Source organism: Streptomyces sp. NPDC002795 (assembly GCF_042888725.1).
Classification (GTDB): domain Bacteria; phylum Actinomycetota; class Actinomycetes; order Streptomycetales; family Streptomycetaceae; genus Streptomyces.
Genome location: NZ_JBIAQB010000008.1, coordinates 261959 through 283299 on the forward strand (window position 1 = coordinate 261959; position 21341 = coordinate 283299).

Annotated in this window: 15 protein-coding genes; 11 read left to right on the top strand and 4 right to left on the bottom strand. The window is 71.2% G+C overall.

Going from position 1 to position 21341, the window contains the following annotated elements:
* Window positions 1-71 precede the first annotated feature (71 nt).
* The 4 genes from ACFYWS_RS25015 to ACFYWS_RS25030 all read left to right on the top strand — a co-directional run bounded on the left by ACFYWS_RS25015 (window position 72) and on the right by ACFYWS_RS25030 (window position 4663).
* Window positions 72-1247 (top strand): NAD(P)/FAD-dependent oxidoreductase, encoded by a 1176-nt coding sequence (locus ACFYWS_RS25015; RefSeq protein ID WP_389280311.1) that lies wholly within the window; start codon window positions 72-74, stop codon window positions 1245-1247.
* Window positions 1248-1284: 37 nt separating this feature from the next.
* On the top strand, window positions 1285-2679 hold the full coding sequence (locus ACFYWS_RS25020; protein ID WP_389280313.1) for a 2-oxoadipate dioxygenase/decarboxylase family protein: 1395 nt from the start codon (window positions 1285-1287) through the stop codon (window positions 2677-2679).
* An 82-nt stretch (window positions 2680-2761) separates the two neighbouring features.
* The gene (locus ACFYWS_RS25025; RefSeq protein ID WP_389280315.1) at window positions 2762-4291 is read left to right on the top strand and encodes an aldehyde dehydrogenase family protein; all 1530 of its coding nucleotides are present in this window, start codon (window positions 2762-2764) and stop codon (window positions 4289-4291) included.
* A 141-nt stretch (window positions 4292-4432) separates the two neighbouring features.
* On the top strand, window positions 4433-4663 hold the full coding sequence (locus ACFYWS_RS25030) for an FAD-binding protein (protein ID WP_389280317.1): 231 nt from the start codon (window positions 4433-4435) through the stop codon (window positions 4661-4663).
* Here ACFYWS_RS25030 and ACFYWS_RS25035 read toward each other — a convergent pair.
* Entirely contained in the window at window positions 4635-5069 is a 435-nt protein-coding gene (locus ACFYWS_RS25035; RefSeq protein ID WP_389280319.1) for an Lrp/AsnC family transcriptional regulator, read from the bottom strand. The genes ACFYWS_RS25030 and ACFYWS_RS25035 overlap by 29 nt on opposite strands.
* Before the next feature lie 80 nt (window positions 5070-5149).
* Here ACFYWS_RS25035 and ACFYWS_RS25040 point away from each other — a divergent pair, with 80 nt between their 5' ends.
* Both ACFYWS_RS25040 and ACFYWS_RS25045 read left to right on the top strand, forming a co-directional pair.
* On the top strand, window positions 5150-8140 hold the full coding sequence (locus ACFYWS_RS25040; RefSeq protein WP_389280321.1) for an aminotransferase class III-fold pyridoxal phosphate-dependent enzyme: 2991 nt from the start codon (window positions 5150-5152) through the stop codon (window positions 8138-8140).
* A 59-nt stretch (window positions 8141-8199) separates the two neighbouring features.
* A complete protein-coding gene (locus ACFYWS_RS25045) occupies window positions 8200-9612 on the top strand; it encodes an amino acid permease (RefSeq protein ID WP_389280323.1) in 1413 nt (470 codons plus the stop codon).
* Between the two features lie 40 nt (window positions 9613-9652).
* Here ACFYWS_RS25045 and ACFYWS_RS25050 read toward each other — a convergent pair whose 3' ends face one another.
* Window positions 9653-11296, bottom strand: coding sequence for an alpha-L-fucosidase (locus tag ACFYWS_RS25050; protein WP_389280325.1), 1644 nt, complete (start codon window positions 11294-11296; stop codon window positions 9653-9655).
* Window positions 11297-11565: 269 nt separating this feature from the next.
* On the opposite strand from ACFYWS_RS25050, the gene ACFYWS_RS25055 reads away from it, so the two are divergent.
* The 5 genes from ACFYWS_RS25055 to ACFYWS_RS25075 are packed head-to-tail and all read left to right on the top strand — an operon-like array spanning window position 11566 to window position 17589.
* Window positions 11566-12924 carry an MFS transporter gene (locus ACFYWS_RS25055; protein WP_389280327.1) on the top strand — a complete coding sequence of 453 codons (1359 nt, stop codon included), beginning with the start codon at window positions 11566-11568 and terminating at the stop codon, window positions 12922-12924.
* Window positions 12921-13697 (top strand): aspartate/glutamate racemase family protein, encoded by a 777-nt coding sequence (locus ACFYWS_RS25060; RefSeq protein WP_389280329.1) that lies wholly within the window; start codon window positions 12921-12923, stop codon window positions 13695-13697. Before ACFYWS_RS25055 ends, ACFYWS_RS25060 begins: the two co-directional genes overlap by 4 nt.
* Window positions 13698-13742: 45 nt before the next feature.
* Window positions 13743-15002, top strand: coding sequence for a hypothetical protein (locus ACFYWS_RS25065; RefSeq protein ID WP_389280332.1), 1260 nt, complete (start codon window positions 13743-13745; stop codon window positions 15000-15002).
* A complete protein-coding gene (locus ACFYWS_RS25070; RefSeq protein WP_389280334.1) occupies window positions 14999-16087 on the top strand; it encodes a DUF917 domain-containing protein in 1089 nt (362 codons plus the stop codon). The genes ACFYWS_RS25065 and ACFYWS_RS25070 overlap by 4 nt, the downstream gene beginning before the upstream one ends.
* Window positions 16084-17589 (top strand): helix-turn-helix domain-containing protein, encoded by a 1506-nt coding sequence (locus ACFYWS_RS25075; RefSeq protein ID WP_389280336.1) that lies wholly within the window; start codon window positions 16084-16086, stop codon window positions 17587-17589. The genes ACFYWS_RS25070 and ACFYWS_RS25075 overlap by 4 nt, the downstream gene beginning before the upstream one ends.
* A gap of 13 nt (window positions 17590-17602) precedes the next feature.
* On the opposite strand, the gene ACFYWS_RS25080 is transcribed toward ACFYWS_RS25075, so the two are convergent.
* A complete protein-coding gene (locus ACFYWS_RS25080; protein ID WP_389280338.1) occupies window positions 17603-19276 on the bottom strand; it encodes a hydantoinase B/oxoprolinase family protein in 1674 nt (557 codons plus the stop codon).
* Window positions 19276-21318 (bottom strand): hydantoinase/oxoprolinase family protein, encoded by a 2043-nt coding sequence (locus ACFYWS_RS25085; protein ID WP_389280340.1) that lies wholly within the window; start codon window positions 21316-21318, stop codon window positions 19276-19278. Before ACFYWS_RS25085 ends, ACFYWS_RS25080 begins: the two co-directional genes overlap by 1 nt.
* Window positions 21319-21341 lie beyond the last annotated feature (23 nt).

A 21341-nucleotide genomic window follows, 5' to 3' on the forward strand; every position in this document is an offset into this window, starting at 1 on the left:
ACCGCCCTCGCCGCCTCCGGACGTCCGGCCCAAGTCCACGTCCGGTGGCGGCTGTTGGAAGGGATCAGCACGTGACCTGTTCAGTCTTCCGCACGGTTCCCTCCTCCGCCGCCGTCGTGATCATCGGGGGCGGGGTGATGGGCGCCAGTACCGCCTTCCACCTGGCCGAGGCCGGTGTGCGGGACATCGTCGTCGTCGAGCGCGGCGAGCTGGCGTGCGGCAGCTCGGGCAAGCCCATCGGCGGTGTGCGTGCCCAGTTCTCCGACCCGCTCAACATCGAGCTGGGCCACCGCAGCCTGCGCGCCTACCGGGACTTCACCCGCCGCCCCGGCGCCGACATCCGGCTCGACACCGTCGGCTACCTCTTCCTCCTCAGCACACACCAACAGGCCGACGCGTTCCGTCAGTGCGTGGAGATACAGAACGGCCTCGGCGTGCCCAGCCGGATCATCGACCCCGCCGAGGCCCGGAAGCTGTGCCCGTACATCAGCACCGACGGCCTCGTCGCCGCCGCCCACTCCCCCGACGACGGGCACGCCCGCCCCGCGCTCGTCGTCCAGGGATACGCGCGGGCCGCGGCCCGCGCAGGTGTCACCATCGCCACGCACACCACCGTCACCGGGCTCGACACCACCGGGGACCGGGTCACCGCCGTGCACACCAGCGCGGGCCGGATCGCCTGCTCCACCGTCATCTGCGCCGCGGGCGCCTGGTCGGCGCGGATCGGTGACATGGCCGGAGTCGATCTCCCCGTCCGGCCGGTGCGCCGCCAGCTCGCGTTCACCGCGCCGCTCGCACCGTCCGCCCCACGCATCCCCTTCACCATCGACTTCGCCTCCACCGGGTACTTCCACAACAGCGACGACGGCCTGCTGTTCGGCCTCGCCGACCCCGACGAGGAGGACGGCTTCGACACCACCTGGACCCCCGAGTGGCTGGACCTGTTCCGCGCCGCCGTACGTCACCGGGCCCCGGCCCTCGCCGACATGGAGACGGTGAGCGGCTGGGCCGGCCTGTACGAGAACACACCGGACCACAACGCGGTCATCGGACGCTCCGGCGAGGTCCCCAACTTCTTGTACGCCGCCGGGTTCTCGGGCCACGGTTTCCTCCAGGCCCCGGCGGTGGGGGAGCTCGTGCGCGACCTGCACCTGGAGCGGGAGCCGTTCACCGACGTGTCCCCGCTCAGCGCCGACCGCTTCCGGTCCGGCGCCGCGGTCAGCCGCCCCGAGGCGCACGTGGTGTGACCGCATGAAGCACATCGAACCAAGCGAAAGGGAGCCCATGTCCACCGTTCCGCAATGGCGCCTGCGGGCCGCGTTCGCCACCCACCTCTCCGAGATGTACGGGCGCGAAGTGCCCGCCTACACCACGCTCGTGGACGTCTCGCGCGAGGTCAACGAGGGCGTCCTGGGCGCGCGCGGCGCGGACGCCGAACGCCTGGGCTCCATCGGCCGGGTCACCGCCGAGCGGCACGGTGCCATCCGCGTCGGCACACCCCGGGAACTGTCGCAGGTGGCACGGATCTTCGCCGCCGTCGGCATGCACCCGGTCGGCTTCTACGACCTGCGGGAGGCCGCCGCCAGCGCCGTGCCGGTCATCTCCACCGCGTTCCGCCCGGTCGACGGCGAGGAGCTGGCGCGCAACCCGTTCCGCGTGTTCACCTCCCTGCTCACCCCGGCCGATCCCCGCTTCTTCGACGCCGACCTGCGCTCGCGCCTGGAGAACTTCCTCGCAGCCCGCGAACTCTTCCCCCAGGAACTGCTCAAGTTGGCCGACCGCGCGGCTGCCGAGGGGGAACTGCCGAAGGCGCAGGCAGCCCGCCTCCTCGAACTTGCCGTGGGGGCATTTGAGTTGGCGCGGGAGCCGGTCGACCGGGCCTGGTACGAGGAGCTGGAGCGGGTCTCGGCCGTCGCCGCGGACATCGGCGGCGTACGCAGCACGCACATCAACCACCTCACACCCCGCGTCCTCGACATCGACGAGCTGTACCGCCGCATGACCGACCGCGGCATCGAGATGATCGACACCATCCAGGGCCCGCCGTCCTGGAAGGGGCCCGACGTGCTGCTGCGGCAGACCTCGTTCAAGGCCCTCGCCGAGCCGCGCGCGATGCGCGGCCCCGACGGCAGCGTGACCAGCGGCGCCCTGCGCGTCCGCTTCGGCGAGGTGGAGGCGCGTGGCATCGCCCTCACGCCCAAGGGCCGCTCTCTGTACGACGACCTGCTCGGGCAGGCCGACCAGCAGGCGGCGGGACATCCGCCGCAGCGGCGTGGCGACATCGCGCGCTCGGTGTGGGAGCGGCACATGCCCGCCGACGAGGCCGAACTGGCCGCGCAGGGGCTCGCCTACTTCACGTACGAGACGGTCCCCGGACAGTCGCATGAGGGACATGTCCCTTCTGAAGTGGCCGAGTTGGTGCGTGGTGGCTGGGTTCGCACCCGGCCCATCGTCTACGAGGACTTCCTGCCGCGCTCGGCCGCCGGCATCTTCCAGTCCAACCTCAGCGGCGAGGGTACCCGCGACAGTGCCCAAGAAGGTGTCGCCTACGACGCCGACTGGCTCTCCGGCGCCATCGGCCGCGAGGTACTCGACCCGTACGCCCTCTACGAGGAGCAGCAGAGTCGGTCCCTCGCGCAGGTCGCCCGGGAGCTGGGGCTCAAGGGCACCATCGACTGACGCGCCCCCTCCCCCTCCCGCGCCCTCTCCTTCCGCTTGGCACATCAACTCCCGTGTCCCACCCACTCCCTCAAGGAGCATCATGACTGGCACCTCCCTTCCCTCCACCGACGAACTGCGTGAGCGCGCGCTCGCGGCGCTGGGCCGCGTCGGCGTCACGCCCGACGAAGGCAGCGACTTCCGCGCCCGCACACCGATCACCGGCGAGGACCTCTTCGGCCTGGCGGCCGCGAGCGGGGCAGACGCCGAGGCGGCGGTCGCCGCCGCCCACGAGGCGTTCCTCACCTGGCGTACGACGCCGGCCCCGCGCCGAGGTGAACTCGTGCGCCGTCTCGGTGAGTTGTTGCGCGAGCACAAGAGCGACCTGGCCGACCTCATCACCATCGAAGCGGGCAAGATCCGCTCCGAGGCACTCGGCGAGGTCCAGGAAATGATCGACATCTGCGACTTCGCCCTCGGCCTGTCCCGCCAGCTCTACGGCCGCACCATCGCCTCCGAACGCCCCGGCCACCGCCTCGCCGAAACCTGGCACCCGCTCGGCGTCGTCGGTGTCATCTCCGCGTTCAACTTCCCCGCCGCGGTCTGGTCGTGGAACACCGCCGTCGCCCTCGCCTGCGGCGACACCGTCGTCTGGAAGCCCTCCGAACTCACCCCGCTCATCTCCCTGGCCTGTGATCGGCTTGTGGCCCGCGCCGCCGACGACGTAGGAGCGCCCCGCGATGTGCACCGGCTGCTGCTCGGGGACCGTGCCGTCGGCGAGCGGCTTGTCGACGATCCGCGCGTCGCGCTCGTCAGTGCCACCGGGTCGACCCGGATGGGGCGTGAGGTGGGTCCGCGCGTCGCCGCCCGATTCGGCCGCAGCCTCCTCGAACTCGGCGGCAACAACGCCGCCGTCGTCACCCCCTCCGCCGACCTCGACCTCACCGTCCAGGGCATCGTCTTCGCCGCCGCCGGCACCGCGGGCCAGCGCTGCACCACGCTGCGCCGCCTCATCGTCCACCGCGACATCGCCGACACTCTCGTCGAACGCCTCACGGCCGCCTACCGCAAGCTCCCGATCGGCAACCCCTTCGACGAGGCCACCCTCGTCGGGCCCCTCATCTCCCCCAAGGCCCTCGACGGCATGCGAGGCGCACTCGACCGCGTCGGGGCCCATGGCGGAAAGGTCCTCGTCGGCGGCAACCGCCGCCTCGCCGACCAGGCGCCGGAGGCCGCCTACGCCGAGCCCGTCATCGTCCGCGTCGACGAACAGAACGACGTCGTACGCGAGGAGACCTTCGCCCCGATCCTGTATGTCCTGACCTACGACACCCTCGACGAGGCCATCGCGCTGCACAACGACGTCCCCCAGGGCCTGTCGTCCAGCATCTTCACCCGTGACCAGCAGGAAGCCGAACTCTTCCTGTCCTCCGCCGGATCCGACTGCGGTATCGCCAACGTCAACATCGGCACCTCCGGCGCCGAGATCGGCGGCGCGTTCGGCGGCGAGAAGGAGACCGGTGGCGGCCGCGAATCCGGCTCCGACTCCTGGAAGGCCTACATGCGCTCCGCCACCAACACCATCAACTATTCGAGCGAACTCGCCCTCGCGCAGAACGTCAGCTTCCTCTGATCGCGGCGCACCACGCCACTCGCCCTTCACCCGGAGAGTCACCCGTGGAGGTCACCCCTGACCGTCCCGCCCACGACGGGTCGCCGGCCGAAGCCGTGGACCGGCTGCGCGCCGCGATCGGCGGCGACGACGACACGGTAGTTGGACGCGACTGCGCGCGCCGTCGCGTCCAACTACCGTGTCGTACCGGGTGTCGTGGTGCGCCCCCGAACCTCCGACGGTGTGCTCGCCGCGCTCGACATCGCCCGCGACACGGGCGTCCCGCTCACCTCGCGCGGAGGCGGCACGTCCATCGCGGGCAATGCCGCTGCTGACGCTCTGACACGACCGGTCGGCACACTGTTCAGGCGCCCCGGTTCACCAGCTCGGTGAGCAGGATCTGGGTGCGGGTGTGGGCGAATCCGGGCATCTGCTGCAACCGGAGGATCACCTGCTCAAGGTGGTCGGTGTCCCGCACCTGCACCAGGACCTGCGCGTCGGCGTTGCCCGCCGTCGTCCAGGCCCGCACGATCTCCTCCTCCTCGTTGAGTGAGGCGGTCAGCTCCGCCCGTGAGGTGCTGGGAGCGACGTAGAGCCCGATCAACGCCTGTACGCCGATGCCGAGTTGACGTTGGTCGACCCGCACGGTGTATCCGCGGATGACACCTGTCTCCTCCAGCCGCGCGATGCGCCGCTTGACCGAGGAGGAGGCGAGCCCGGAGACCCGCGCCAGATGTTCCAGCGAGGCACGGGCGTCCATCGCCAACTCACGCAAGATTCCGCGATCCGTATCGTCCATGAGTCGAATTCTTGCACCAGCACGATGAGTTGCGCAGGTTCCATCGACAATCGGCACACCCGGAACCTAGCTTCCAGCGCATGCAGACCACGATGCTGTCCGCCCTCGCCGCGGACCTGTTCGACGTCAGCGCCGAGGCCGTGCCACTCCCCGGCGAAGCCACCGACAACACACGTCTGGACGTGGAGGGCCGGCCGCGGTACCTGCTCAAGATGTACGCGGCCGGCACGAGCCCCGTGGAGATCGACCTCCAGGAGGCCCTCCTCGCCCACCTGGCGCGCACCGAATCCGCCCTGCCCACGGCCTCGTTGGTCGCCACGAGCACCACGACCGTGGCCGGGCACGAGCGCACCGCGCACCTGCTTGAGTGGATCCCGGGAACCCCGTACTCCCAGGGCGGCCCGGCGGACGCGCGCAGGCTGCACGCCCTCGGCTCCGCGGTCGCGACCCTGGACGGCGTCCTCGCCGGGTTCGAGCACTCCGCGCTGGACCGCGACTTCCGCTGGCACCCGCTGCGCGCGGGTGACCTCGCACGCGCGCTGTCCCATGTCGCCGACGACGTACGGGACTTCACCGCGAACGCCCTGGCCCGGCTCGGCGAGCTGATGCCCGAGCTGCGCGCCCTGCCGCAGCAGGCGATCCACAACGACGCCAACGACAACAACGTGCTCCTCGGCGCGGACGGACGGATCGCCGCCATCATCGACTTCGGCGACGTGGTGCGCGCCCCGCGCGTGTGCGGGCTCGCCGTGGCCGCGGCCTACGCCCAGCTCGGACAGGCCGATCCGGTGGACGCGGCCTGCGCGGTGGTCGCCGGGTACCACGCCGAGGCCCCGCTGTCGGCCGCGGAGCTGCGGCTGCTGCCGGACCTGATCAACGCCCGGTTGGCGATGAGCATCGCCAACTCCGTCGAACAGCTCGCCGCCGACCCGGACAACACCTACCTGGAAAGCAGCCAGCCACAGATCCGCGAGCTGGTGCGGGTGCTCTCCGCCGAGCCGCGCGAGGTGCTCGTCGCACGCTTCCGCGACGCCTGCGGGTACCGCCCCGTCCCGGCGGAACGGCAGATCGTGGCTTGGCTGCGCTCGGCGGCCTGCGACCCCGCGCCCATGCTGCGCACCGACCCGTCGACCGCCCGGACCCACACCATCGACTGGACCGCGCACGGCCCCGCCGAACTGCACATCCAGCACGGCGCCCAGTCGGTGGAGGCGGCCATCGACGCGCACCGCGCCGCCTGCGGCGCCACACTCAGCATCGGCCGGTACCGCGAGGACCGCGTGGTGTACCGCTCGGACGCGTTCGCCGGTGGTCCCGGAGGCGAGCGGCGCAGTGTGCACATGGCGATGGACGTGTTCGACGTCGCGGGCGCGCCCGTCTTCGCCCCGTTCGACGGGACGGTGAAGGCCGCCGAGTTCCGCGATGCGGACGACGACTACGGCGGTGTCGTCCTGCTCGAACACCGCACCACCACCAGCGATGGCGACGGGGACGGCACACCGTTCTGGCTGTTGGTCGGTCACCTCGACCGGCGCAGCGTCGAGCGGCTGCGTGCCGGGGACCCGGTGCGTCGCGGAGACACCATCGGCCGCCTTGGCACGGCGGCGGAGAACGGCGGGTGGCCCCCGCACGTGCACATCCAGCTGTTCACCACGCTGCTCGGCCGTTCCACGGATCTGCCGGGAGCGGTCCGCCCGAGCGAGGCCGACGTGTGGGAGAGCATCTGCCCCAACCCGAACCTCGCGCTGCGCGCGCCGGGCGACACGGCCGTCGCCCCGGACCGGCGTGCCGAGCAGATCGCCGCGCACCGCACCGCGAACCTCTCGCCCACCCTGTCGCTGAGCTACGCGGAACCGCTGCACATCACGGCGGGCGAGGGCGCCGAGCTGATCGACGTACATGGCAGGCGGTACCTCGACCTGGTCAACAACGTCTGCCACGTGGGCCACAGCCACCCGCACGTGGTCGGCGCGATCGCCGAGCAGGCCGCGCGGCTGAACACCAACACCCGCTACCTGCACGCGAACATCACCGAGTACGCGCGCCGGCTCGCCGCCACCTTCCCCGACCCGCTGAACGTGGTGATGCTGACGAACTCGGGCAGCGAGGCGAACGACCTCGCCCTGCGCCTCGCCCGCACCGCCACCGGCCGGGAGCACATCCTCACCCTCGACTGGGCCTACCACGGCAACCTCAGCTCACTGGTCGAGATCAGCCCGTACAAGTTCAACCGCTCCGGCGGAACCGGTCCTGGCGAGCGGGTGCGGGTGTGCGACATCCCCGACCCCTACCGCGGCGCCTTCGGGGCGGAAGGACCGCGCTACGCCGAGCACCTCCGGACGCGGTGCGCCGAGCTGTCCGCCGCGGGCACCGGGCCCGCCGCCTTCATCCACGAGTCGATTCCCGGCTGCGCCGGGCAGGTCGAGCTCGCCGACGGCTACCTTCCGGCCGCCTACGCCGAGGCGCGCGCGGCCGGCGCGCTGTGCATCGCGGACGAGGTGCAGTGCGGCTTCGGCCGGGTCGGTGAGCACATGTGGGCCTTCGAACGGCACGGTGTGGTGCCGGACATCGTCACGCTGGGCAAGCCGATCGGCAACGGCCACCCCATCGCCGCGGTGGTCACCACACCCGAGGTCGCCCGCAGGTTCCGGACCGGCATGGAGTACTTCAACACCTTCGGCGGCAACCCCGTGTCCTGCGCGGCCGCGCTGGCCGTACTCGACGTCGTCGAGGACGAGCGGCTGATGGCCAACGCCGACCGTGTCGGCGGCTACCTGCGCCGGCGGCTGACCGCGATGGCCGAGCACCACCCGTCGATCGGCGACGTTCGCGGGCGGGGCCTGTTCCTCGGCGCGGACCTCGTCGTCGACCGCGACAGCAAGGAGCCGGACCGCGCGCTGGCGAAGCGCGTGGTGGAGGCCGCGAAGCGGGACGGCGTGCTGCTGTCCACCGACGGCCCTGGCGACAACGTGTTGAAGATCAAGCCGCCCCTGGTACTGAGCATGGCGCAGGCCCACCGCGCCGCCGATGTCATCGAGCGCGCGCTCACGGAGGCGACCGCCGGTCGCTGAGCCGGTGACCGCCCACCGCACTCCCCGCAATCCGATTCGGGAAACGAAAGGGCACCACCATGACCTCAGCCCAGGGCAAGCAGGCACGAGACGACAGCCGGCCCCCGCAGGTGGACCCGTCCGACGAGGGCTATCGGCGCGGCCTCACGTCCCGTCAGATCCAGATGATGGCCATCGGCGGCGCGATCGGCACCGGCCTCTTCTACGGGTCGAGCACGGTCATCGCCCGGATCGGGCCGAGCGTGATCGCGTGTTACGCCGCCGCCGGTGTCATCATCTTCCTCATCATGCGGGCCCTGGGCGAGCTGATGACCTACCGGCTCACGTCGCGAAGTTTCGCGGACTACGCGCGCGAGTTCTGCGGCCCGTTCGCGGGTTTCACCACCGGGTGGTCGTACTGGCTCGCATGGACCGTCGGCTGCATGGCGGAGGTGACGGCGGCCGGCCACTACATCGCCTACTGGTGGCCCGCCTTCCCGGTGTGGGCCACCGCGGGGGTGGCGCTGTTGGTGCTCTTCGTCGCGAACATCGTCTCCGTCAAGCTCTTCGGTGAGCTGGAGTTCTGGTTCGCCACGGTCAAGGTCGTGGCGATCCTCGCGCTGATCGTCATCGGGATCGGCATTCTGACCTTCGGTTTCTCAACTCTCGGTCACACCGCGTCCGTTGAGCACTTGTGGGCGGACGGCGGATTCGCCCCGCACGGGGCCTGGCAGTCCATGCTCGCCATGCACGGCATCGTCTTCGCCTATCTGGGCATCGAACTCGTCGGCCTCACCGCCGGGGAGGCGAAGAACCCCAAGGAGACACTCCGCAAGGCGATCAACACCCTTCCGGTCCGCATCGCCGTGTTCTACATCGGCGCGCTCATCATCCTGCTGTCCGTTCTCAGCTGGACCAAGTACACGCCCGGTGTCAGCCCGTTCGTCCAGGTCCTGGCCGCCGTCGGCATCCCGGGCGCGGCCGGCATCATGAACTTCGTCGTCCTCACCGCCGCCCTGTCGGCCTGCAACTCCGGTATCTACTCCGCGGGTCGGATGCTGCGCGGGCTCGCCGTCAGCGGCGAGGCACCCGCGGCGATGAAGCGCCTCAGCGACCGCCGGCTCCCGCTGCCCGCCGTGGTCCTGTCCACCTTGATCATGGGGCTCGGCGTCATCGTCAACGTCGTCTCCCCGGACAAGGCGTTCGTCTACATCACCTCGGTCAACGTCTACGCGGGCATGTGGACCTGGGCCATGATCCTCGTCTCGCATCTGCGCTACCGGTCCAAGGTACGTGCCGGGCTCCTGCCCACCGTCGACTTCCGGATGCCCGGCGCTCCGGTGACCAACTGGATCGCCCTCGTCTGCCTCACCATCGTGGCGGTCCTCATGGGCACCTCCAGCGACACCCGGCTCGGCCTGTACGTGTGGGTGATCTGGTTCGCGATCCTGATCGTCGGCTACCGGCTCGCGCGGCGCCGCGCCGCGCGGTGACCGCGCGGCGGGCAGGTGCCGCGGACGCCCACCGCCTGAGTCAGTCGGCCGCCCGGTGGAGCGTGGTCCGGCCCAAGTGGGGCTCCGCTCGCGCGGCAAGCACCTCGACGCGTACGCGGCTCGCGGTGACGGGAGCGTCCAGCGGCAGAATTCGCAGATGGCCGATGGTGGTACCGGTGGCGATCCGCCGCCAGGCCCCGCCGATCTCGGCCTCTACGGCGAACTTCTCGACCCGTTGCCCGTGCTCGATGTCCTCACGGACCGCGACCCGGTCGAAGGTGGTCGTCCCGTCGCCGTTCTTGGCGGCAGGACGGCCGTACACCTTCCGCACCCGTTGCCCGAAGGCCGTCAGTTCGGCGACATCCGCGGCATCGATCGTCCCGGCCTTCGAGGGAGGCACGTTGAGCAGCAGCGTCGCGTTGCGCCCGACACTCTTCTCGTACAGGTCGAAGAGCTGGGCCGCCGTCTTCGGCTTCTCGTCCGCGTGGTGGAACCAGCCCGGCCGATTGGAGACATCGGCCTCAGCGGGGAACCAGGACAGATGGGTCACGCCGGACTCGGTGAGCCGGTTCCGGGAGCCGATGTCGTCGACGCTCGCGCCGTGCGGCAGCAGCCATTCACCGTGGTACGTCCGCGGGTCGGCGGTCGTCGGCACGACGCTCCACTCGGTCTCGCGGGCGATCCCGTCCTCGTTGCCGACCCAGCGCACGCCTGCCGGGCCGCCGAAGACCACGGTGTCCGGCGACAGCGCTCTGATCACCCGGAACCACTCCTCGAAGCGGTACTCCTGGGTGATCCCGGCGTCGGCCCACGGATTGGCGCCGTCGAGCCAGAACTCGTCCAACGGCCCGTACTCGGTGAACAGTTCGTAGACCAGGTTCAGGTAGTACGCGTCGTAGTCGTTGACGCGCACGGTGAACGTGGGCAGCTTCCCCGACCGCACCGCGTCCGCCCGGTCATCACCCTCCACGAGGGTGGGGATGGTGTGCTCTGCCACCTCACTGCCGTTGCCGAACCGGCCGAGTCCGCCGGGCGCACGGTCGCCGTCGTCGACCGCGGTCTGCTCCACCGACGTCAGCTTCCCGCCCTCGGACTGCTTCTTCCGCAGTGACTCGATCCACTCGGCGTGCCACGCATGCGGCAGCTCGCCACCGTCGGAGGGCGAGAGATAGATCCCTACGCGCATCCCCTGGGCGCGTGCCGCGTCCACGTACGTGCGGACGACATTCGGCTGCCCGGGACTCTTGAGGATCGAATGAGGCGTGTACCGACTGGGGAAGAGCGTGAACCCGTCGTGATGCTTGGCGGTGATCATCGCCAGCTCGGCGCCCATGGCCTTGTACGTACGGATCCACTGGTCGGCGTCGACAGCGGTCGGCGCGAACGTCGCCGCGTCCTCGGCACCCGACCCCCACTCGCGATCGGTGAACGTGTTCATCCCGAAGTGCGTGAACGCCGTTATCTCCCGCCGCTGCCACGCCAACTGCCCTTTCCTGGGTACGACGTTGGCGGCCTTGGCGATGATCTGCTCCGGGGTGTCACCGCCGGTGACCGGGACGATCGAGGCGGGGCGGACGCGGCCCCTGCTACCGGCCGGTGCGGCGGCGTACGCGCCGGTACTGCCGAGGGCGGCGATCGCGGGAGCGGCTCCCAGGGCACCGAGGATCTGGCGGCGAGACGTCATCAATCACTCCTAAAGGCACACTGCTCGGATCTCTCTTCGCTGCGCGTCTGCGGATCATGACGCAGTAACGGATTTTCGGTAAGTGCGCGCTGCCCTTCTGGTCGATCACCGGCGTTCCCGCGGGCGCCGACCCGGCGGACGAACGGGCAGGAGGGGCTCAGCGCACACTTCGAGTGGCACGTGTTGGTCACAGGGCACAGCAGCCTCGCCACACCGGTTCCTAGAGTCCCCCACTCATCCGCACCGTCCCCCTCTTGGAGAGGTGTTCGATGAGCACCGACGACCCGGTCCGCTCCAGTCCCGACGCACCCGCCGCCCCCTCGCCCGGCATCGAAGCACTGCCGGTGGGCGCCGTGTTCGCCCACATGTCACTGACCTCCGCGCACATCAAGGCGGGTGCAACCCTCCTCGCGGCCCTCGCCATCGAGTCGTGGGAGATGCTCAGCCTCACCTACGTAGCCGGGGACCTCGAACGCGATCTGCACATGAACAGCGCCCAACTGGGCCTGGTGATCTCTGCGTTGTTCCTCGGCATGATCCCCGGCGCGCTCGTATGGGGTCCGCTCGCCGACCGGATCGGACGCCGGCGCACCTGCCTGTGGAGTTTCACCGGGTACGGCGTGCTCGCCGTACTCAGCGCCCTCGCACCCGACTTCGGGCTCCTGATGGCAGCACGGGTCCTGTCGGGCTTCGCCTTCGCCGGAGTCTTCACGATCACGTTCCCGTACTTCGAAGAGCTGCTGCCGGTCCGCAGCCGCGGCCGGGCGGCGGTGTTCCTCGCGGCGGGCTGGCCGTTCGGCACGCTCGCGGCCGTCGGGGTCGCCGCGCTGGTCGGCGGGCACGGTTGGCGCGCGGTGGTCCTCGTCAGCGCCACGGCGAGTCTGTGGGCACTGGCGATCCGCCGCTGGGTCCCCGAGTCGCCGTACTGGCTGGCACAGCAGGGACGTTCGGACGAGGCGTACGACGTGCTGGCCCGGCTGGGCGCCACGGACCTGGACCGTACGCGACCGCTCACCGTCCCAGGACCGCCGGCGGGCTCGATCCGCGGGCTGCTCAAGGGGTCGCTCGCCCGTGTGACGGTCATCCAGGTCGCCGTCAACTTCCTTTTCTCCTGGGGGTATTGGGGACTGCAGTCCTGGCTGCCCACACTGCTCCAGGACCGGGGCCTGTCCGCTTCATCGAGTCTTGGCTTCGTCGCGGTCAGCGCCGTCTTCATGATCCCCGGGTACGTCAGCGCGGCATGGCTCACCGGCCGGTTCGGGCGCAAGAAGGTGTTCGTCGGCTACGTGCTCGCGGCGGCCGCCGGTGGCTTCTTCTTCGCCGACGCGCACACCCTGACCGGGCTCTACGCGGGCATGTTCGGCCTGTCCTTCTTCAGTCTCGGCGCCTGGGGCGTCTGGGACGCGTGGGTCGGCGAGCTGTACCCGTCGCCGGTCCGTGGCATGGGCTACAGCCTCGGTGTCGTCGGCCAGCGCGTCGCGAACACGGCTGCCCCGAGCCTGATCGGCCTGCTGCTCGCCCACTCCACCGGCTTCACCTCGACGGTGATCTTCATCGACCTGTTCCTCGTGGCCACGGCGCTGCTGGGACTGGCTCTTCCGGAAACCGAAGGAAAGGAACTGCGATGACCAGGATTCTGTGGGTCAACCCGGTGTGCTCCGACACGTACGACGAGGCACTCGCCCAGTCGTTCCGTGACGCCGTCCAGCAGGGCACGTCCGTGGACGTGGTGTCGTTCGGCGGCAAGGGGCCGCACCACCTGGAGTACAGCTGTTACGAGGCGCTCGTGGCACCCCAACTGCTGGGCACAGTGCGGTGGGCCGAGGAGTCCGGCTACGACGCCCTCGTCGTCGGCTGCTTCTACGACCCGTTCCTGCGGGCCGCCCGCGAGGTCGCTTCCCGCATGATCGTCACTGCTCCGGCCGAGGCCTGCATGGCGGTCTCCTCCGCCCTGGGGGAGAAGTTCTCCATACTGGTCGGCCGCCGCAAGTGGATCCCGGAGATGACCGAGAACGTGCGCAAGGCCGGGATGGCCGACCGGCTGGCGTCCTTCCGGGTGCTGGGCATGGGCGTCGAGGATTTCCAGGCCGACCCCGCGGTCACCGAGCGGCGCATCCTGGAGGAGGCGCATGCCGCGGTGACCGAGGACGGCGCGGACATCGTCGTGCTGGGGTGCACCATCGAGTTCGGCTTCTTCCGGCAGGTGCAGGAGAAGGTGGGTGTCCCGGTCGTCGACGCGACCGTCGCGCCGTTGAAGTACGCCGAGTTCCTCGCCGGCCTGAACACACGTTTCGGCTGGAGCCACAGCAAGAGGACCGGCTACGAGGGTCCCGCCATCACGGAACTGCAACGACTCATTCCGGCCACCGCACCCCTGCGGGTAGTGTCCGCAGGGGTCTGACGTGCAGGAACGCAAGAACGTTCGGAGTCGGCGGGAAGAGGGGCCTTGCGCATCGGGGTACATCTGACGGGCCGTGAGGCGCGGGCCGTCCTCGCCGACGGCAGCCGCGTCCACGCCTGTGGCGCGGCGATGGGCGGCCGCGCGCTCGGCACGGTGCTGCGCGAACTCGCCGGGCAGGCCACGTACTCCGTGCGCTCGGTGACGCTTGAGGTCAGCGATCTCCTCGTCGACGCGGTGTGCAGGACAGGCGCCGGTTCTGCCGGAGCCCCGGTGTCCGTCCTGCGTGTCCTGCCTCGTACGTCGCGGCATACGGCGTCGGCCGACCACCCGTCGGCGATGATGCGCTCGTTCGTCGCGCACCGTGCGGCCGTCTCCGGCGGGCACGACCTGTTCGGCACCGCGCTCGCTCCGCTGGACGTGTCGGGGGCGGTCGCCGCGGCCCTCGAGGCCCACCGGTCGGGGCTGCGGGCGATGGCGGTGGTCGCGACCGGCGCCGTGGGGGCACCCGGACACGAGAGCGCGGTGGCCCGGGCCGTTCTGGACGCCGTGCCGGAGTTGCGGCTGAGCTTGTCGCACGAAGTCGGCGGCGTGGGGCTGCTGTTGCGTGAGAGTGCTGCCGTGCTCAACGCGGTGATGCTTTCGGCCGCCGGCGACCTGGTCGACCGCTGCCGGCGTGCGGTGCGTCGGCTCGGCGACGTCTCCTGCTGGTTCGCCACTGCCGACGGCGGGCGGATCTCGGCGGAGCGGCTGCGGGCGCTGCCGGTGCTCGGGCTCGACGCGGCCGCCGCCATGAACCTGCTCGGGGCGGCCGCCCTGCACGGCCGCGGCACCGGGACGGTCGTCGTCGACGACGGGCGGAGCTGCACCATCGGCGAGCTGCGCGACGGCCTGCCGCATGTCGCGGCCGACCTGCACAGCGCCCTCGGCGTGCGTCTGGCCGCGCCCCGGCCGGTCGTCGACGTCGTCGGCACCGAGGAGTTCCGTGCCGATCCGGCCCGATGGCTGCGCGGTGCGCCGCACGAGGTGCCGGTGATCGCCACCGAGGGCCGACCGGATCTGGGTGCGCTCGGTGCGGCGCTGTGCGAACCGACGGCATGGGTCGACCTCGTCGTGCAGGCCGAGTCCGCGGACGAACTGTGCCGTCAGCGCCGGGCCGTCGAGGAGCGGGCCCTTCGGATGGTGGTCACCAGCGAGGCACCGCCCGGCTCCGAGCGGATCGTCGAGTCCGGCGCGACAGCACTCGCCTACATGCGCGCGGGCACCTACCGCGTGCGGGCGCGGGCCACGACGGGAGCACGCGCGTGAAGGTACTGACCGCCGACGACCTGCCGGCGCTCGCCGCGGGTGCGGAGCTGTTGTCGTCCGGCGCCGGCCACACGGACCTGGACGGTGTGCTGCACTGGCTGTCCGGGCTGCTCACCGAGCACGGCCCGCTTCCGCTGCCGGCGCCGTCCGAGCTCGCGTCGGACACCCGGTGCGCCGTCGTCGGGATCGTCGGATCGATCACCGCCCTGGCCGAGCTGCCCATGGTCGGGGACGAACCCCGGCGGGCGATCGACGCGCTGCAGGCCCGGCTCGGCACGACCATCGGTGCCGTAGCCGCCCTGGACGTGGCCTCCGGGAACGCACTCATGCCCGTGGCCGCGGCCGCGTCGCTGCGGCTGCCGCTCGTGGACTGCGACGGAATGGGCCGGGCGTTCCCGCTCGTCCACCAGACGACGTTCTCGCTTGCCGGGGTGGAGCTCACACCGCTGGCCGCCGTCGGTGCGACGGGCGACACCCTCGTCCTCGACGCGCCGCCGGACCGCGCCGAGCGTCTGTTGCGGGCGGCTCTGGACGTCTCGGGGGGCTGGATGCTGACCGCGACGTACCCGACCACTGCGGCGCGCCTGGCCGAGGCCGGGATCGTGGGGTCCATCAGCCGGGCGGTCGCCGTCGGCAGGGCCCTCCTCGACGGCGCGACCCACGACGATCTGGCAACCCGCCTGCGCTCCGCACTCACCGGCAGCCGTGTCCTCGGCACGGGCCGGGTCGTCGAGTCCGAGCACCGCACCCGCCCGGCCGACATCGGGCACCCGGCGTATCCGTCGAGCATCGTCGTACGGACCCAGGAGCAGCCGGTGCGCACCATCCGGTTGGAGGCGCAGAACGAGTTCCTGCTCGCGCTGGTCGACGGCGCGGTCGCGGCGGCCGTCCCGGACAGCATCTGCCTCCTCGACCCGTACGACGGCCGCGTCCTCGACGTGGAGACCGTCGCGGTGGGAGCCGAGGTGCGGATCCTCGTCGTGCCCGCCGCCGACGTGTGGCACACCCCGCGGGGCCTCGACCTGGTCGGCCCGCGCTCTTTCGGGTTCCCCGTCCGTCACCCACGGGAGGAGTCCCGCCGATGAGCACCACTCGTCTCCCAGATGTCCTCACCGTCGCGGAACTCGTGCACCACGGTCCGCTGGCCCGGCACACGATGCTGGGGGCCGCTGCCCTGGACGCCCAGGTGCGGCACGTCACGCTCGTCACCGATCTCGACCAGACGCGTGGCTGCCGGCCCGGCACGGCGCTGGTCCTGCACACCGCGGCGGCGCAGGGCGGCTGGGCGCTGGAGTCCGCGTTGCGCACGGCGTGGGAGCGCGGTGCGGCCTGCGTGCTCGCTCCGCGGGACGCGAGCATCGGCCGGTCGACGATCGACCTGGCGGACCGGCTGAACGTGCCCCTCTTCGCCCTCGCGGACGACCCCGCCCGGCACGCCCTGGACCTGGCCGCGGCGGTCGCCGCGCCCGGCGCCGCCCGCGGCCGACTCGCTGCCCGCTGCGCCACGGCGATCAGCGAGCAGAGCAGCCTGAGCGGCATCGTCGGGGTGATCAACGCGGAACTGCCGGGCACGGCCGTGGCGTTGGTGGCCGAAGGCGGCCGGGTGCTGACGGGCCGGGCCTCCGCCGTCGGCGGCCAGGTGGGTGTCGCGGTGCCGGGCGTCGACGGAAAGCCGTGGGCGCGCCTCGTCGCACGTCTGTCCGCGGAGGCGACGGAGCAGGAGACGGTCACGACGGTCCTGCGGCTCGCGCGCGCCCCGCTGGCGGCGAGCGCGGCCAAGGCGCTGCTTGCGACGGCACGCCGCACGGCCCGCGAGCGGCTGCTCCTGGAGACGCTGACGAGCGGGGTGCCGGACGCTGACACGCGGCGGGCCGCGGCCGAACTGGGCTGGTGTTTCGACGCGTTGAACACCGTCGTGTTTCTCCGCCCCTCGGCCGGTGCGCCGTCCGTGGACCCGGACGTGGCGGGCGCCGGGGTGGCCGCCGGCTGGTACGAAGCCTTCGGGCAGCGGCCGTTGATCCCCTACGGGGGCGGCTGGGTCGGCTGGTGGAGCGAGCCGGAGGACACCGCGAGCCGGGTCGCGGCCACGGTGCGCGCCCGCCTGCCGAAGATCCGGTGCGCCCTGCCGCTGAGCGCGGGCGTCGGCGAACCGGGGCGCGGCGCCGACGGGCTGCGGCGTTCATTGCACGAGGCACAGCTCGCGGCCGCGGTGGCCGCCCGGTCGGGCGCCGGGAACGTCGAGCGGTACGGCGTCCTTGGCCCTCGTGTGGTGCTGGCCGGGCTGCCGAACGAGGAGTTGGCGCCCGCCGCGCGGACGGCTCTCGCGGCCCTGCTGACCGCGGCCGACGGCGACACGCTCGTGCGCACCCTGTGTGCCGTCCTGGACTGCGGCGGCTCCACCGGTCAGGCCGCGGCGCGCCTGGGAGTGCACCGCAACACCGTGTCAGGACGCCTCGAACGCATCCGTGCCAAGGGGGTGGCGTACGACGACCCGGACCTCAGATTCGCGCTCCATGTGGCCTGCTTCGTCCTGCTGGGTGAACCGACGGTGGTGCCGCCCGGCGGGACGCCGAGCGGCACCACCTGACCCGTACGGACGGTCAGCCGGCCGCGTACACCGTGCTCGCCGTCGCCTCGGTGACATGCCCGTCGAGAACATCGGCGCGCACCGCTTCGGGGGCGCGCTCGACCGGCTCGCCGAACCCACCGCCGCCGCCGGTCCGGCACCGTACGACGTCACCCTTGCGCAGTTTGAGCCCGTTGCACTTGAGCAGCCGACGTTCGTCCTCGCGCCCGGGGTTGATGACGACCTCGGGCGGGGTGGCGTCCCGACCGCCGAACAGGCCCCAGGCGGGCGTGGCCGAACGCTCGAACCACAGGGACACCGTGCAGTCGGCCAGGGCCTCGTACTCGCGGGTCACGCCGTTGCCGCCGCGCCAGCGCCCCGCGCCACCGGAGTCCGGCCGGAAGGCGTACTCGTTGATACGGAACGGGAAGCGGGTCTCGAAGACCTCGACGGGGATGTCCTTGAGCGATCCGTTGACGTTGTTGATGAGGGCGCTCTCGCCGTCGGAGCCATCCCACGCGCCCCAACCTCCCAGTGTCGCCTCGAGGCTGACGTAGTCACGGGAGGTGCGCGGGTCGCGGCCCGCGAGCAGCACGATCATCGAGTCGCCGTGGCTGGCGCCCGCGACCTTGTCCGGCAGGGCGGGCGCGAGTGCCTTCGCCACCAGGTCGATGAGCAGGCCGAGGTGGGAGAAGTACCACTGGCAGGCGGCCGGGGCCACGGCGCCGAACACCGACCCCTCGCGCACCTTGACGTCCATCGGCCTGAACGAGCCGCCGTTGCCAGGGACATCCGGGCTGACCAGCAGCTTGTAGCCGACCCGGCAGGCCGAAACGGTCTGTGACGTACCGCAGTTGATCGGTCCGAGCGTCTGGTCGGCGGACTCGGTGACGTCGAACTCGATGTCCTCGCCGGACACCGTGATCTTCAGCTTCACCGGGATCGGGGTGTCCAGGTCGAAGCCGTCGTTGTCCAGGCAGCCCTCGGCCGTGTAGACACCGTCGGGGATGTCGCGGACGACAGCGCGCTCCAGGCGCTCGGTCTGCGCGAAGATCTCGTCGCGGGCGGCGTGCAGCGTGTCGACGCCCCATCGGCGGACGATCTCCTCCAGCCGCTGCTGACCCATCGTGATGCACGAGATCATGCCGTGCATGTCACCGAGTGTCGGGTACGGGAAGCGGACGTTGGTGGCGATGGTGTCGACGACCTGGCGGACCTCTTTGCCGCCCTCGACGAGCTTCTGCGGGCCGAGCCGCAGCCCCTCCTGGAAGATCGACGTGGAGTCCATCGAGCCGCCGGGGTCCTTGGATCCCATGTCGATCCAGTGCGCCCGGGAGGCGGTGAAGCCGACCAGCTCGTCGTCGATGAAGACGGGGCCGAAGATGGTCACGTCGTTGAGGTGGGTGCCGCCGAGGTAGCTGTCGTTGAGGATCCACACGTCGCCCGGCTGCCACACCTCGCGGCCGAACCGCTCCTCGGTCGCCTTGGTGCAGGTCTCCAGGTTCCCCAGGAAGATGGGCAGTCCCGCGGACTGGCCGAGCACCTGGTGCTGGTCGTCGAGGAGCGCGACGACGCAGTCACCGCACTCGTAGATGATCGGCGTGTACGCGGACCGGATGAGGATCGCGTTCATGTCGTCGGCGGCGGACTTCAGGGCGTTGCGGATGATCTCGACGACGACGGGGTCGATGGTGTTCTGAACTGTCATCACTGCTCCTTGCTGCACACGACGAGGGAACCGGTCTCGTCGGCCGTGACCTGATGGCCGGGCGGGACGACGGTGGTGGCGGTGGACTCCACGACGATCGCCGGGCCCGCGAAGGTGTGTCCGGGCAGGAGGTCGTCGCGCCGCACGAACAACGTCTCCTGTTCGGTGCGGTCGAAGACGACCCCCCTGACCTGGTGCGCGAACTCCTGCTGCGGCGCCGGGGCGATCCGCTCGGTCTCGGCCCGGCCGAGGTCGCCGAACGCGGTGGTGCGCAGCGTGACGAATTCAATGGGCGCGCCGAGGTTGGCGTGGCCGTAGCGGGACTCGTGCTGGGCGCCGAAGCGCTGGGCGATCACCTCGAGGAAGTCCTCGCGCAGCGGCTCGTCCGCGCTCTCCATGGGCACCGTGAGCGTGTACTCCTGCTCCACGTAGCGGACGTCGACGGCGTGGACGGCGCGCCGGCGTTCCTCGGGCACGCCCTCGCCGGACAGAGCCGCGATGGCGTCGCGGTGCAGGCTCGCGAACTGGGCGGCCATGTCGGTGCGGTCGAGGTCGGTGTCGACGAAGAAGTACGGCTCGGAGAAGTCCTTGCGGATCTCGGTCTGCAGCATGCCCCAGGCGGAGAACGCGCCGGGAAACCGTGGCACGACGACGTCGGTGATCCCCAGTTCCTCGGCGAGGAACACGGCGTGCATTGGTCCTGCGCCGCCGAAGGCGACGAGCGCGAACTCGCGGGGTTCGATGCCGCGCGACACGGTGATGGTGCGGATCGCCTGCGCCATCTTGGCGTTGGCGACGCTGCAGATGCCTTCCGCAGCCTGGACGACGTCCAGGCCGAGCTGCTCGCCGAGCGCGGCGACGGCTGTCTTGGCGCGCTCCAGGTCCAGGTTGATCTGCCCGCCGGCGAACCAGTCGGGGTCCACCCGGCCGAGCACCAGGTTGGCGTCGGTGACGGTCGGCTGCTCGCCACCGCGGCCGTAGCAGGCCGGCCCCGGGTCGGCGCCTGCCGACTGCGGCCCGACGCGCAGGCCTCCGGCCTCGACCCAGGCCACCGAACCTCCGCCCGCGCCGATGGTGTGGATGTCGACCACACTCATCAGCATCGGGAGGCCTTCGAGGGTGGCCTCGGGCGACACGACCGGCTCGCCGTCCACGACCAGGGACACGTCGAACGACGTGCCGCCCATGTCGACGCAGATCAGGTTGGGACGGTCGAGCGCCTTGGCCAGGGCTGCGCCGCCGGCCGTGCCGCCGACCGGCCCTGACAGCAGTGTCTGCAACGGGCGTTGCCGTGCCGACTCGGCGGACAGAATGCCGCCCGACGACTGCATGACGTGCAGCGGAACGGTCAACCCCTGCTCGTCCAGGCTCTGTTCGAGCCTGCTGAGGTAACGGCGCACCACCGGCCCGGTGTAGGCCTCGACGACGGCCGACGAAGTGCGCTCGTACTCGCGCCACTCCTTGGCCGCCTCGTGCGACAGCGAGATGGTGAATTCGTCGCCGAGTTCCTCGCGCAGGATCTCGCGGGTGCGCAGTTCGTGCGCCGCGTTCTTGTAGCTGAAGAGGTAGCCGACGGCGACCGCGCCGAACCCCTCGTTTCTGACCCGCTCGGCCGCGGCGCGTACGGCCGCCTCGTCGAGCGGCTGCAACTCGGAACCGTCCGCGCCGAACCGGCCGCCGACCGGCACGATGTCCCGCAGCGGCAGCAGCGGTTCCGGCTTGCGGAAGTGCAGGTCGTACAGGCGCGTCCGGGGGCCGCGCGCGATGTGGTAGACGTCCTCGGACCCGGCGCTCGCCAGCAGCAGGACCTTGACCCCGCGGCGCTCGAGCAGCGCGTTGAGGCCCTGGGTGGTCCCGTGGACCATAAACGAGATGTCACCCGGCGACTGCACGAGGGACCCGAGGGCGGCGAGCACGCCCTCCGTCAGATCCTTCGGTGTCGTCGAGGACTTTCCGGCGTGGAAGGCACCACCCTCATCGTCGTAGGCGACGACGTCGGTGAACGTGCCCCCGATATCCATGGAGACGCGGTATCGGCCCATCAGTGGGCTCCTCTCAGCACGAT

Excerpts from the sequence above, each read along its gene's own strand:
- ACFYWS_RS25050 (WP_389280325.1), bottom strand. The coding sequence starts at position 11,296 with ATGACGTCTCGCCGCCAGATCCTCGGTGCCCTGGGAGCCGCTCCCGCG.
- ACFYWS_RS25045 (WP_389280323.1), top strand. The coding sequence starts at position 8,200 with ATGACCTCAGCCCAGGGCAAGCAGGCACGAGACGACAGCCGGCCCCCG.
- ACFYWS_RS25055 (WP_389280327.1), top strand. The coding sequence starts at position 11,566 with ATGAGCACCGACGACCCGGTCCGCTCCAGTCCCGACGCACCCGCCGCC.
- ACFYWS_RS25060 (WP_389280329.1), top strand. The coding sequence starts at position 12,921 with ATGACCAGGATTCTGTGGGTCAACCCGGTGTGCTCCGACACGTACGAC.
- ACFYWS_RS25075 (WP_389280336.1), top strand. The coding sequence starts at position 16,084 with ATGAGCACCACTCGTCTCCCAGATGTCCTCACCGTCGCGGAACTCGTG.
- ACFYWS_RS25025 (WP_389280315.1), top strand. The coding sequence starts at position 2,762 with ATGACTGGCACCTCCCTTCCCTCCACCGACGAACTGCGTGAGCGCGCG.
- ACFYWS_RS25080 (WP_389280338.1), bottom strand. The coding sequence starts at position 19,276 with ATGACAGTTCAGAACACCATCGACCCCGTCGTCGTCGAGATCATCCGC.
- ACFYWS_RS25020 (WP_389280313.1), top strand. The coding sequence starts at position 1,285 with ATGTCCACCGTTCCGCAATGGCGCCTGCGGGCCGCGTTCGCCACCCAC.
- ACFYWS_RS25085 (WP_389280340.1), bottom strand. The coding sequence starts at position 21,318 with ATGGGCCGATACCGCGTCTCCATGGATATCGGGGGCACGTTCACCGAC.
- ACFYWS_RS25040 (WP_389280321.1), top strand. The coding sequence starts at position 5,150 with ATGCAGACCACGATGCTGTCCGCCCTCGCCGCGGACCTGTTCGACGTC.
- ACFYWS_RS25035 (WP_389280319.1), bottom strand. The coding sequence starts at position 5,069 with ATGGACGATACGGATCGCGGAATCTTGCGTGAGTTGGCGATGGACGCC.